General features: G+C 65.8%; 13 protein-coding genes. 6 read left to right on the top strand and 7 right to left on the bottom strand.

Features of this window, described 5'->3' with window-relative positions:
- Window positions 1-178: 178 nt before the first annotated feature.
- From QFZ91_RS13775 to QFZ91_RS13760, 4 genes are all read right to left on the bottom strand, one after another.
- On the bottom strand, window positions 179-436 hold the full coding sequence (locus QFZ91_RS13775) for a BTH_I0359 family protein (RefSeq protein ID WP_013088223.1): 258 nt from the start codon (window positions 434-436) through the stop codon (window positions 179-181).
- Between the two features lie 120 nt (window positions 437-556).
- Complete coding sequence (locus QFZ91_RS13770) at window positions 557-1,345, bottom strand: alpha/beta fold hydrolase (protein ID WP_429567544.1); 789 nt, start codon at window positions 1,343-1,345, stop codon at window positions 557-559.
- A 151-nt stretch (window positions 1,346-1,496) separates the two neighbouring features.
- Window positions 1,497-2,795 carry a DUF3108 domain-containing protein gene (locus tag QFZ91_RS13765; RefSeq protein ID WP_429567543.1) on the bottom strand — a complete coding sequence of 433 codons (1,299 nt, stop codon included), beginning with the start codon at window positions 2,793-2,795 and terminating at the stop codon, window positions 1,497-1,499.
- A 41-nt stretch (window positions 2,796-2,836) separates the two neighbouring features.
- Window positions 2,837-3,901, bottom strand: coding sequence for an IclR family transcriptional regulator (locus QFZ91_RS13760; RefSeq protein WP_429568637.1), 1,065 nt, complete (start codon window positions 3,899-3,901; stop codon window positions 2,837-2,839).
- 21 nt (window positions 3,902-3,922) lie between these two features.
- On the opposite strand from QFZ91_RS13760, the gene QFZ91_RS13755 reads away from it, so the two are divergent.
- The 6 genes from QFZ91_RS13755 to rfaE2 all read left to right on the top strand — a co-directional run bounded on the left by QFZ91_RS13755 (window position 3,923) and on the right by rfaE2 (window position 10,317).
- Window positions 3,923-4,906 (top strand): fumarylacetoacetate hydrolase family protein, encoded by a 984-nt coding sequence (locus tag QFZ91_RS13755; protein ID WP_429567542.1) that lies wholly within the window; start codon window positions 3,923-3,925, stop codon window positions 4,904-4,906.
- 196 nt (window positions 4,907-5,102) lie between these two features.
- Window positions 5,103-6,356, top strand: coding sequence for an ABC transporter substrate-binding protein (locus tag QFZ91_RS13750; protein ID WP_429567541.1), 1,254 nt, complete (start codon window positions 5,103-5,105; stop codon window positions 6,354-6,356).
- Between the two features lie 54 nt (window positions 6,357-6,410).
- Window positions 6,411-7,268 carry an enoyl-CoA hydratase/isomerase family protein gene (locus tag QFZ91_RS13745; RefSeq protein WP_176109693.1) on the top strand — a complete coding sequence of 286 codons (858 nt, stop codon included), beginning with the start codon at window positions 6,411-6,413 and terminating at the stop codon, window positions 7,266-7,268.
- 82 nt (window positions 7,269-7,350) lie between these two features.
- Entirely contained in the window at window positions 7,351-8,181 is an 831-nt protein-coding gene (locus QFZ91_RS13740) for a PhaM family polyhydroxyalkanoate granule multifunctional regulatory protein (RefSeq protein ID WP_429567540.1), read from the top strand.
- Between the two features lie 621 nt (window positions 8,182-8,802).
- On the top strand, window positions 8,803-9,681 hold the full coding sequence (locus tag QFZ91_RS13735) for a ferritin (RefSeq protein ID WP_013088232.1): 879 nt from the start codon (window positions 8,803-8,805) through the stop codon (window positions 9,679-9,681).
- A gap of 153 nt (window positions 9,682-9,834) precedes the next feature.
- A complete protein-coding gene (gene rfaE2 / locus QFZ91_RS13730) occupies window positions 9,835-10,317 on the top strand; it encodes a D-glycero-beta-D-manno-heptose 1-phosphate adenylyltransferase (protein WP_429567539.1) in 483 nt (160 codons plus the stop codon).
- Between the two features lie 68 nt (window positions 10,318-10,385).
- Here rfaE2 and QFZ91_RS13725 read toward each other — a convergent pair whose 3' ends face one another.
- From QFZ91_RS13725 to QFZ91_RS13715, 3 genes are all read right to left on the bottom strand, one after another.
- Window positions 10,386-10,625, bottom strand: a complete 240-nt coding sequence (locus QFZ91_RS13725) for a hypothetical protein (protein WP_429567538.1) — start codon at window positions 10,623-10,625, stop codon at window positions 10,386-10,388.
- 77 nt (window positions 10,626-10,702) lie between these two features.
- Window positions 10,703-11,530: a type III pantothenate kinase gene (locus QFZ91_RS13720; RefSeq protein WP_429558662.1), complete on the bottom strand. Its 828-nt coding sequence runs from the start codon at window positions 11,528-11,530 to the stop codon at window positions 10,703-10,705.
- Window positions 11,527-12,465: a biotin--[acetyl-CoA-carboxylase] ligase gene (locus tag QFZ91_RS13715; RefSeq protein ID WP_429567537.1), complete on the bottom strand. Its 939-nt coding sequence runs from the start codon at window positions 12,463-12,465 to the stop codon at window positions 11,527-11,529. Before QFZ91_RS13715 ends, QFZ91_RS13720 begins: the two co-directional genes overlap by 4 nt.
- Between the last annotated feature and the right edge of the window lie 65 nt (window positions 12,466-12,530).

Genomic DNA, 12,530 nt, shown 5'->3' with positions numbered 1-12,530 from the left:
ACGAATGCGCCGGGTCAGCAATTCAGAACGCGCTAACAGATGAAGCATTAAAAAATGGCCCGGCAAGCCAAAGCCTGCCGGGCCGTTTCGTTGCCGCCGACCGCAAGATGGAACCCGCTGGACAAGCCGCGCGGTACGGTCGATCGATGTCGCCTGAGCGCCAGCTAAACCCCTCCGCTCAATGCAGAACAACGGGTTGGTGCATCAAGCTGTCGAATTGACCGAGGAATTCGTCGACCTCGTCGAGCGTCGGCTCGCCTTCGATCAGCTTTTGCACATGCTCGCGAAAACGCGCCGCCATTGCACCGTCGATGTAGATTTCGCGCTGCATGTTCTTGTCAACAATCTCGTAGCCGCCCGACTTCATGGCCAGCTGACCTTCCTGCGGAGGAAACTCGACGACACAGTAGTTAGGGCTGTTATAGATCATTTGCATGGCGACACTCCTTATTTCCGTTGGGCTCCTGCCCTTTTCTGCAACATAGGTGGAGCATGGGGGATGGAATTCAAGGGGTGGGTCCGGACGACGCAAGTAAAAAAACTCCGGACCTGACGGTTAGACTCGCCGCTCCAGAAACGATTCAAGCAACGCGGCAAAACGGTGAGATTGCTCGACGGGCGTGAGATGCGCGGCATCCAGCAACTCGAAGCGGGCACCCTCGATCGCCTCCGCTATTGCCTGCGTAGCAGCAGGGGGCGTGCCCGTATCGTGACGTCCGGCCACCGTCAGCGTAGGCAGGCGGATCGCGCCGTGCTTGCCGCGCAGGTCGAAGTCGCGCAGCGCCTCACAGGCCATCGCGAAGCCTTCCGGCGGGGTGCGCGCAAATGCCTCACGGATCGGCTCGACCGCTTCGGGATGCGCGGCCTGAAAGTCGGGCGTGAGCCAACGCGCGATCGTCGACGGCAGCAGCGCCTCCATGCCGTCGCTGCGAGCGGTGTGGGCGCGCTGATTCCACAACTCGCGGTTTTCGGGCGGAGTGCCGCCGGTGCTGTCGGCGATCGTCAGCGTGTCGAGACGCGATGGATGGTCGAGCGCGAATTGCTGCGCGATCATGCCGCCGAGCGACAGGCCGACCAGGTGCGTCGTCGGCGCGCCGAGCGCATCGAGCAGTTTGGCGAGATCGTCGGCCAGCTCGCGCATGGTGAACGGCTCGCGCGCGACCGCGCTGTGGCCGTGGCCGCGCACGTCGTAGCGCAGCACTGTGTAATCGTCGCGGAAATAGCCGGCCATCTGATCCCAGATGGAAAGATCGCCGCCCAGCTGATGGATGAACGTGAGCCACGGGCCGCCGCCTTCGTTGCTCAGCACGTAGCGTGTTTCGATACCGTTGATGTTCACTTGCATGCAGACTCCTTTGAAGGAAACGCAGTGAAAAAGCGCGGTGGATCGCCCCGTTCGCGCAAACGGAGACTCCATTGACGTGCGAGTCAGTGTTGCAAAGTAAGTTTCGCCGATCTCGAGCAGTTCTGCTGGTGACACTGTGTCACGACAAGTGTCACGGTTTGATGATTGTTGGAGCGGTTGAATCGACCGCTGCGGCGGGGGCGGGCTCGGGCATTACTGCCGATGCGTCGGCCGACGCCGGCGCAGGGCTCGTGGCGGAGGGGGCGGAGGTGGCGGAGGGGGCGGAGGGCGAGGCATCCACAGCCGAGGCCCCATCGACATTTAGCTTGCCGCGCCACACCAGCTCGAACTGGGTACCGTTCGGCTCCGTCTGCAGAATGCGCGCGGGCAGCCAGCCGAGCGACGGTGCGAGCCACACGTCGATGCGGCGCTGGTCGCCATCGTGCCGCGGCAGACGTTTGAAATGACGCGTCTGCAGGTAGCCCTGCGCCGCGCGGATCGTTTCGTCGCCGATCGTCTCGATCGGCCAGTTCTCGCCGCTATCGGAATCGACGACGAAAAACTGTCGCGTGACGCCAGGCTTATAGGCGTCAGGATCGCCGCGCACGAGGCTCGCGAGCTGCATCACGACGCTGAAGCGGTCCTGCGCGCCGTCGGGCAACGGCAGCGAGGCGGGCGTGCGCGTGAAGCCAATCTTCCTGTCGCTGCGATTGAAGATCGCGATGTCTTCCGCGCGACGGCCACGCTTTTCGCTGTACTGCGCCGGCGCGAGGCCAAACGCGTCGATCCCTCCGTGGCTCGAAAACACGAACGGACCGACGAACGGCAGCGGCACCGAAACGACCATTTCGTAGCCTTGCCCATTGCTCGCCCAATGGATCGTGCCGGGTGCGTTGCGCACGCCGTTGTAGAACGTGTCGTAGTCGAGTTCGGCCGATGGCGGCACCGAAAACTTCAGGCCCTGCGACGCCTGCGGCGCGCTGGCCGCGCCAGCGGCACTCGCGGCGGCGCCGCTGGCATTGGCATTGACCGGCGCATTCGCGCTCGCGGCGGCGGGCGGCGCGCTTGCCGCGACCTCCGATGCCGGCGTAGCCGCCGGCTCGTTCGGCTTGGCCGGCTGCAATGCGCTCAACACATGCTGCTCGCGCGGCGGACGCGCCGCGGGCTTGCGTGTGGGCGCGGGTGGGTGCGGTGCCGGCGCGGCCGGCTTTGGCGCCGGTTGGCGCTCGACCCTCTCGGGCGTCAGCAGCGCGACCTGCACCGGCACATGCTCGTGATTCGCCGGATTCAGATCCACGCGATTGCGCTCGAACCATTGCGCCGCGATCCAGTGCAAGACCGCCACGACCACGAGCACCGCGATCCAGCGTCCCGCGCGCGCCCCGCGTCCTGGCCCGCTGCCCAAAGCGGGAAGGCGATCACCACGGCGGTTGGCGGAAGCAAAATCCATCGGCGCTTGAATTGGTGAGAGCTTGAAAGGACTGGCGCGTATCAACCGTTGTCGCTGCGCGGGATCGCGCTATAGCCGAGTTCGTACGACAGCTTGCGCGCGCATTCGCGCAGCGCGGTATCGATCTCGCCACCCCAGCGGATATCGAACCCGCCTTCATGGCCGAGCGCGACGAGAGCGAGTGCGAGTTCGCCGGTCGAATCGAACACCGGCATCGAAAACGCGTGGATCGTCGGCAGCAGCATGCCTTCGACTCGCGCGGCCTCGTGCTCGCGCACCTCGGCGAGCACCTTGTCGACGTCTTCGCGGGTGCGCGGCGCGCCGCTATGCGACGAACGCCGCGAGTCGGCCAGCTCGCGCTCGATCATCGCGTCGGTCTTGCCGGATGGCAGGTAGGCGGCGAACAGCAGGCCGGTCGCGGAACTCAGCAAGGGCATCACGTCGCCGAGTTTCAACGATGCCTTGGCCGGATAGCTCGACTCCATCCAGTGCACCATCGTCGGCCCCTGATTGCCCCACACGGCGATGCCGACCGTCAGATCGAGCCGGTCGCGCAACTCGGCGAGCGCGATGCGCGCGAGCTTCACACCGTCGACCCGCGCAAGCCGCGCGAGCCCCAGCTGCAAAGCGAAGCCGCCGAGTTCGTAGCGGCCGGACAGCGGGTCTTGCGCGACCACGCCGAGACGCAGAAAGCTGACCAGATAGCGATGCGCCTTCGCCGGACTCATGCCCGCGCGCTGCGCGAGATCGCGCAGCATCATTGCGCGCGGCTCGTGGGTCAGCACGTCGAGCAGCCTGAACCCGACCTCGATCGACTGGATGCCTGAGCGCAGTTTTTCTTCGCCGGGTTCACCAGCTTCGTCATCGACACCGGTTGCGTCGGTGGCATCGGCGGGGTCGGGCAGTTCGTCGGCGGACGCGGGGTCGGTGCGGGTGCGGATCGTGCCGGAGCGGGCGTTGGCGGACATGTGCAAAAGGCGCGGGCAGCGCGTTCGGTAATCGTAAAAGGCGCGTAATGGCGATTGTGGCAATGACAACGACGACGAACACGCACATCTTGGGCCGCGCCGATTCACCATCGTAGAATAGATTCCTTCCATCGTCACTAATACACGGTTCACAGCTCTATGAAACTTGCCTCGCTGAAGGACGGCACGCGCGACGGTCAACTGATCGTCGTGTCCCGCGACCTGCACACGGCGGCCATCGCCGACGCGATCGCGCCCACGCTGCAGCGCGTGCTCGACGACTGGGCCTTCTACGCGCCGCAACTGCACGACCTCTACGATGCGCTGAACCAGGGCCGCGCGCGCAACAGCTTTTCGTTCGACGCTAAAGAGTGCATGGCGCCGTTGCCGCGCGCGTTCCAGTGGGCCGACGGTTCATCGTACGTGAACCATGTCGAACTCGTGCGGCGCGCACGCGGCGCGGAAATGCCGCCCGAATTCTGGACCGACCCGCTGATGTACCAGGGCGGCAGCGACGACTTCATCGGCCCGCGCGACGACATCGTGTGCGCATCGGAACAGTACGGCATCGACTTCGAGGCCGAAGTCGCGGTCATCACCGGTGACGTGCCGATGGGCGCGACGCCCGAGCAGGCGCTGCGCGGCGTGCGGCTGGTTGCGCTCGTCAACGACGTGTCATTGCGCCACCTGATCCCCGCCGAGCTCGCGAAGGGCTTCGGCTTTTTCCAGAGCAAGCCGGCCACGTCGTTCGCGCCGGTCGCGGTGACGCCCGACGAGCTCGGCGAACACTGGCGCGAAGGCCGCGTGCATCGGCCGATGATCGTCCACTGGAACGGCAGGAAAGTCGGCCAGCCCGACGCGGGCACCGATATGGTGTTTCACTTCGGTCAGCTGATCGCCCATGCGGCGAAAACGCGCAATCTGCGGGCTGGTTCGATCGTCGGTTCGGGCACGGTGTCGAACAAGGACGCGAAGCGCGGCTACTGCTGTATCGCGGAGAAGCGCTGCCTCGAAACGATCGAGCACGGCGCGCCGCAAACGGAGTTCATGAAGTACGGCGACACCGTGAAGATCGAAATGTTCGACGACGCGGGCAAGTCGATTTTCGGTGCGATCGAGCAGAGCATCGCGCCGCTCGAATGAAGCGCGGCGCTCACGCGGCGATGCGTTGACGCGGCGAGATGTGCGAAAGGGTTTCGCCCGATGCCACCGCCCGCGCGCGCGGCTACACTGACTGGCGCGCCGGCTGGGACGGTGCGAATGTCATAAAGCGTGCAGCAACGCATCGGTAGCACATCGGCAATACATCACAACGAAAATCCCGACGTGAGGAGACAGCATGCCGCGATTGAACTTCCCCGCAGCTGGATATCGACGCGCTGATGCGTCACTCGTTCAAGCGCGCACGAGCGCGCGCGGCTCGTATCAACGCGGCCGGCGCTTCGCGCGGCGCGCCGCGACGCTGTGCGCCGCGCTCGTCTGCGCGTTGCCGCTGACATCGTTCGCGCAGGTGAAGATCGGTCTCGTGTTGTCGCTGACCGGACCGGCCGCATCGCTCGGCATTCCCGCGCGCGACACGGTCGCGCTGCTGCCGAAACAGATTGGCGGGCAAAACGTCGAGTACATCGTGCTCGACGATGCCTCGGACACGACCCAGGCCGTGCAGGACACCAAGAAGCTGATCAGCGAGAATCACGTCGACGCGATCATCGGCTCATCGATCACGCCGAATTCGCTCGCGATGATCGACGTGGTCGCCGAGGGCGAAACGCCGATGATCTCGCTCGCGTCGTCCGCGAAAATCATCGAACCGGTCGATGCGAAACGTCGCTGGGTCTTCAAGACGCCGCAGACCGACGCGATGATGGCCTCGGCGATCGCCGAGCATGCGAGCGGACACGGCGTGAAGACGATCGCGTTCATCGGCCAGGCCGACGCGCTCGGCGAGACCTTCTACGCCGAGGTCGCGAAGTTCGCGCAGCTGCATCACATCGACGTGGTCGCGAGCGAGCGCTTCAATCGCACCGATCCGAGCGTGACCGGCCAGGTGCTGAAGATTCTCGCGACTCACCCCGACGCGGTGGTGGTCGGCGCGGCCGGCACACCTGCCGCGCTGCCGCCGAAAACGCTGCGCGAGCGCGGCTACAAAGGCGTCATCTATCACAACCACGGCGTCGGCAATAACGACTTCCTGCGCGTGTGCGGAGCCGATTGCAACGGCACTTACCTGCCCGCGAGCCCGGTGCTGGTCGCCGCGCAATTGCCGGCCGATCATCCGGCCAGGCGCCTCGCGCTCGAATACATCGCGCGCTTCGAGGCGCAGCACGGCGCGGGCAGCGTGTCGGCGTTCGGTTCGTACACCTCGGACGCCGACGCATTGCTCGAGCACGCGATTCCGCTCGCGTTGAAGAGCGGTGCGCCAGGCACGCCGGCGTTTCGCCGCGCGCTGCGCGATGCGCTCGAAGGAACCCGCGGTCTCGCGGATACCAACGGCGTCGTCAACATGAGCGCGGCCGATCATCTCGGGCTCGATCAGCGCGCGCGCGTGATGGTCGAAATCACTAATGGCAAGTGGCTTTATCAGCCGCATTGAACGGGTCGCGAGGTTCCGCGCGCGACTGAACGAATCACCTACGGACTGCTCACCATGACTCAGTCATCGCAACCGAACGACGCGTACTACGCGCACTACCAGTCGCTGCGTTTGCAGCGTCATCCGCACGGCGTGCTCGAAGTCGTGATGAGCGGCGAGGGCGCGAATAAAAGCGGCCTCGCGACCGCGGACGCACGCATGCATTACGAGCTCGCGGAAATCTGGCGCGACATCGATCGCGATCCCGACACGCGCGTCGCGATCATTCGCGGCGAGGGCAAGGGCTTTTCGGCCGGCGGCGATCTGCAGCTCGTCGAGGACATGGCGAACGATTTCGAGGTGCGCACGCGGGTGTGGCGCGAAGCGCGCGACCTCGTCTACAACGTGATCAACTGCGGCAAGCCGATCGTGTCGGCGATGCACGGGCCCGCGGTCGGCGCGGGGCTCGTCGCGGGGCTGCTCGCCGATATCTCGATCGCGGCGAAGACGGCGCGCATCATCGACGGGCATACGCGTCTCGGCGTCGCCGCGGGCGATCATGCGGCGATCGTCTGGCCGCTCCTGTGCGGCATGGCGAAGGCGAAGTACTACCTGCTGCTGTGCGAGCCGGTGAGCGGTGAGGAGGCGGAGCGCATCGGGCTCGTATCGCTCGCGGTCGACGAAAGCGCGCTGCTGCCGAAAGCGTTCGAAGTCGCGCGCAAGCTCGCCGACGGGTCGCAGACCGCGATCCGCTGGACCAAGTACGCGCTGAACAACTGGCTGCGCACGGCGGGGCCGGCGTTCGATACGTCGCTCGCGCTGGAGTTCATGGGCTTCGCCGGGCCCGATGTGCGCGAGGGCTTGAGCTCGTTGCGCGAGCGGCGCGCGCCGGATTTTGGCGCAGGCCGTCCGCGTCACGACGAACCATCGTGATGTCATACCTCAAACGGTATGATCGAATCAACGCGCGCGGCATCGCGCGCTCTACCTGTCATCCAGCACCGAGGCGACAACCATGACCGACACCACTGGCTCCGCGCCGCCCTTTCCCGGCTTTCCCGGTTTTCCGCCCGCTGAAATGCTCGATCGGATGTGGAGCATGATTCGGCTGTCACCCTTCGGCGCCGCCATGACGGGCGCGCAGCCCGGTGGCGGCACGAGTCCGTCGCTGTCGATGATGTCCGACATGATGGCGCCGCTCACGAGCGTCGAGGAGCTCGACAAGCGCATCACCGACATGCGCGCGGTCGAGCAATGGCTGAAGCTCAATTTGAGCATGCTGCAGTCGGCGATCCAGGCGCTCGAAGTGCAGCGCGCGACGCTCGCGACGCTGCGCGCGTTCGGCGCGTTCGCACAGACCTCGATGTCGCAGGCGGCGGCTGCTGCAACGGGCGCGGCCGCGACTGACGCACCGAGCCCCGCGCCGGCGCCGAACTGGACGAAGCCCGCTGAGCCCGCGCCCGAAAGCGCCCCTCCAGCCGACAGAGACGACGAGGGAGCGCCCGCGGCACCCGGTTTCGATGCATCCGCGTGGTGGAATCTGCTGCAATCGCAGTTCAATCAGATCGCGCAGTTCGCGATGACGCAGCCGTCCGTCGCGGTCGCGGCGGCGGGCGGGGGCACGCAGGGCAAGCCGGAGTCGTCGAAAGCTGCGGATGCGTCGGGCGGCGATCCGTCGGGCGGCGATCCGTCGGACGGCGATCCGTCGGGCGGCGATCCGTCGGGCACCGGTGCGCAAAGCGCGAAGCCCGCCGCCAAACGGCCGGCCGCGAAGCGCGCCGCGACATCGGCCAAACGCGCGTCCGGCGAGGGCACGAGCGCAGCAACGCAGAAAAAGTCGACGTGAGCGGGCGGTGCGGGCGACACGCTCGCACCCCGTGCGACTGCGCAAGCAATCAAAAGCAGGGGCGGTCAGGTCCGCGCTTGCATCACCTCTCGCCCCCGCGAATCGGTGCCCGATGACGAGACAACCCATCGCCTACCTTTTTGCCGTATGCCAACGCCGGCGATTTCCTGCCGCGCGAATTGCCGACTTTATTGAGAGAAGTCAATGCCATAGCGCGCTCGCACCGCTTCTGTCACGGGTTTCGCCGGAGGCGCGTGCTATCATTGTGTAAGCTTGATCTGGCTTTGGGGCGTGCGCCGAAAACAACCAATCCCGCCGCTCTCTCGTCGTTCGCCGCCGGCGCTACCGGTGCAGGGCTGGACGGTGCGGTTGTCGACCCAGACTGGCTCGACCTCAGGCAAAGGGTATTCCTCACCCACGGTTGGCCGCGGCGCCTGATTCACGCTCCAGGCGCCAATACAACAGACCGGACTTCTTTGCTGCCCGATGCTTCTGGGCGGCCGGTTAACGCGTAAAATTGAATGCTTGGCCGATAAACGGCATGTCCGTTCGTCACAGGTGAAAACGGCTACACGTAGCAGCAACAGACACACACAGTATGTGCAGAACAGGGGTGGGACTATGAACACCATGCTTTATCCGGAACTTTATAAATCGCTCGAATCCGTTCGATGGGACATGGAGAAGGACATTCCCTGGGACAAATTCGATGCATCGCTGTTGACCGACGAGCAGGCCGCGACGATTAAGATGAACGCGATCACCGAATGGTCGGCGTTGCCTGCCACGGAAATGTTTCTGCGTGACAATCATCACGACAGCGATTTCTCCGCATTCATGAGCGTCTGGTTCTTCGAAGAGCAGAAACACTCGCTGGTGCTGATGGAATACCTGCGCCGCTTCAAGCCGGAACTGGTCCCGACCGAAGAGGAACTGCACGCGGTGCGCTTCGAGTTCGATCCCGCGCCGCCGCTCGAAACGCTGATGCTGCACTTCTGCGGCGAAATTCGCCTGAATCACTGGTATCGCCGCGCCGCCGAATGGCACACCGAGCCGGTCATCAAGCACATCTACGAAACCATCTCGCGCGACGAAGCGCGCCACGGCGGCGCGTATCTGCGCTACATGAAGAAGGCGATGGCGCAAACCGGCGACATCGCGCGTGCCGCGTTCGCCAAGATCGGCGTGCTGATGGCGTCGGCGCGTCGCACCGAAAAGCCGCTGCACCCCACCAACCTGCACGTGAACCAGGCGCTGTTTCCGCGCGACACGATCCAGTCGCGTCTGCCGGATCCGGAATGGCTCGAGCGCTGGCTCGACGAGCAGATCCGTTTCGACGACGGCTGGGAAAAGAAGGTCGTCGAGCGCATTCTGCACAACCTGTCGCTGCTGTTCGAACGCACGTTCACCACCGCGCAGGAACTGAACCGTTATCGCAAGGAAGTGGTCGCGCGTCTGCAAGCCGCTGAACAAAGCCCGGCGCAGCAGCAACCGGCGTAACGGCTCGGGCGGTGTCAGCACCGTTTCAAATGGCGGTCCGGCAGGCGTGAGCTTGCCGGACCGTTTTGCTTCGAGCCGCCCAGCATGTATCGTGGCGGCACCCGGCATTCCTCTTCCCGCAACTTCGCAACTCCCCAACTCTGTGACCGTGCGATGACCGCCATCTTTGAACGCAAGATTCTGACGCGCGATGCCCTGGTGAAGCTGCGTCCTGCGCTGCGCGCGCCCGTCGTGTTTACGAACGGCGTGTTCGATATTCTGCATCGCGGTCACGTCACCTATCTGGCCGACGCGAAGGCGTTGGGCGCGTGCCTGATCGTCGGTGTGAATAGCGACGCATCGGTGCGGATGCTCGGCAAAGGCGACGACCGGCCGATCAACAACGAGGCTGACCGCATGGCCTTGCTCGCGGCGCTGGAAAGCGTCGACTACGTGGTGGGCTTCGGCGAGAAAACGCCGGTCGAGCTGATTTCCGCGCTGCGCCCGGACGTGCTCGTGAAGGGCGGCGACTACGACATGGACGCGCTACCCGAATCGGCGCTCGTGCGCGGTTGGGGCGGCAAGGCGCTCGCGATCGCGTTCGAGCACGATCGCTCGACGACCGCGCTGTTGAAGAAGGTGCGCACGCAGGGTTGATGCTGCGCGTTGCCGCGCGAACGCGCGGCGCAATGCCGAGCGTCTAATCGACCGCGTCGCTCGGCCGATTACTGCGGCAACTCCGATGTCGAAATCGGTGCCTGCGGCGCGGGTCCGCCGACCACGGCCTGGTCGGCCGCATCGGCGGCGCTGACCGGGCGCACCTTCAGCCAGTTCGGATGAATCTGGCGATTCAGGTGATTCGGCTCGCGTCCGCTGGCGCTGGGCATCGGGCCGAAGACGCCACGCAGCGCGACGAAAGCCAGCACGTTGACAACAATCAGAATGGCGATCGGCCAGCGAAGCATCGTGGGTGTTTCCAATCCAGAAAGAAGTTGAGCGCGGGGTTTGAGAGGCAAACCGGCCGCACCCGCCCGGCAGGCATTCAGCCGCTTTGGCGCGCCGTATCCTCGGCGGCGATCAGCGCGAGCCCCGACAGTACCAGCGAATCGTGGCGCGTATGCGGCACTTTCAGCGCGCTCGCCACTTCGTCGGCGGCGCCTCCGCTGACCACGAGACGCACCGGCACCTGCCACTCATCCTGCAGATCCCGCCACATCCGCTCGATCAATCCGGCCTGCGCCAACGTGCAGCCCGCCGACAGCGAGCGCGGCGTATCCGTTGCGAAAAACGGACCGCGTCGTGCCGCGTCGGCTGTAGCCGCCCCGTCGAGCAGACCGCGCGCGTGCGTGGCGTCGAGCGTCGGCAGTTGTGCGGTGTGCTCACCGAGCGAGCGCATCATCAGCGTCCAGCCCGGCGCAATCAATCCGCCGATAAACGCGCCGTCCGCACGCAACGCCTCGAGCGTCGTCGCGGTGCCGAAGGTCGCGAGCAGCAGATGTTCGCCGGGAAAGGCCGCGTGCGCGCCGATCATGCCGCACCAGCGGTCGCTACCGAGCGAGTGCGGTGTCGTATAGCAATTGGTCACGCCGCATTGATGAGCGCTCGCGCGGATCGTCGCGAGCGGCAGTTGCGGCCAGTACGCTTCGACGAGCGCGGCGATGTGCGCCGCGATCTGCGTGCCCGCGACGTTGGAGAGCCACGCGCCGCAGGGCGCCGGCAAGTCGGCCCAACCAGATTGCGCGCGTGGCCCGGCAATGTCGTGATGCGCGAGCGCACCGCTCGCCAACTGCGTCCCGTCCGGCTGCACCAGCGCCCACTTGATCCGGCTATTGCCCGCGTCGATCAGCAGATAAGGCGCGCGCTGCGTCATGCGGCACCGTCGGCGAGGCGCAGCGACACGTCGCCGGTCGCGATGCTCTGGCGGCCTTCGGCCGTATCGAGCAGCAACTGGCCGCGTTCGTCGACGCCCGCCGCCACGCCGCGCGCGAGTTCTTGACCCTGCTCGAGCAGCACCACCTCGCGGCCCGCGTATGCATGCACGCCGTTCCAGCGAGCCTGGAACGATGCGAAGCCTTCGGCGCCGAAGCGCTGCAGCATCGGTTCGAGCGCGTTCAATTCGGCGGCCAGCGTATCGGTCAGATTCGCGTTCGGCAGCGCGCGCTGCAACGCGGTCGGCACGGTGCCGCGCGCCTGCGGCGATACCTCGGCGTTCAGCGCGCCGACCTTGGCCGCGAGTTCGTCGGCACCCTTCACGTTGGTGCCGATGCCGATCACGACCGCACTCGCGTCGTCGGTGCTCCACGCGGTTTCGATCAGGATGCCGGCGAGCTTGTCGCCTTCGAGCAGCACGTCGTTCGGCCACTTCAGCGCGATCTGTCCGGGACCCGCGACCGGCAGCGAGCGCAGCCCGTCGACGAGCGCGACGCCCACCGCGAGGCTCAAGCCCGCGAGCCCTTCGAGCGGGCGCGGCAATACGCACGCGACTGAAAACAGCAGCGCGTTGCCTGGCTCCGCGTACCACGGCCGGCCACGACGGCCACGCCCGGCGGTCTGCAGATACGCGACGCGCACGATCGGCCGCGGCAGCGCGTTCGCGTGTCGCTGTAGTGCTTTCATGTGGGCCATCAGATCGGCGTTGGTCGAACCGGTTTCTTCGACGATTTCGACCGGCCAGTCATGCGCATGCGCGCCGAACAGTTTGACCGCGCGCTCGCGGTCGATGCGCCAGTCGGCCGAAGCCGACGACGAGGCCGCGGCCGCGCTTGCCGCAGCGGGCGGAGAGGCGGGAGTCTTGGAGGCATTCATGCCTCGTATTGTAGCCACAGCAAACCCGCCTGGGACTCGAATGCGGACCGGCGAGGAGGCGACGC

The organism is Paraburkholderia sp. JPY419 (assembly GCF_050435705.1).
Taxonomy (GTDB): Bacteria; Pseudomonadota; Gammaproteobacteria; order Burkholderiales; family Burkholderiaceae; genus Paraburkholderia; species Paraburkholderia youngii.
The sequence above is the reverse complement of the archived record's forward strand: the minus strand, read 5'-3'. Positions and strand labels throughout refer to the sequence as shown.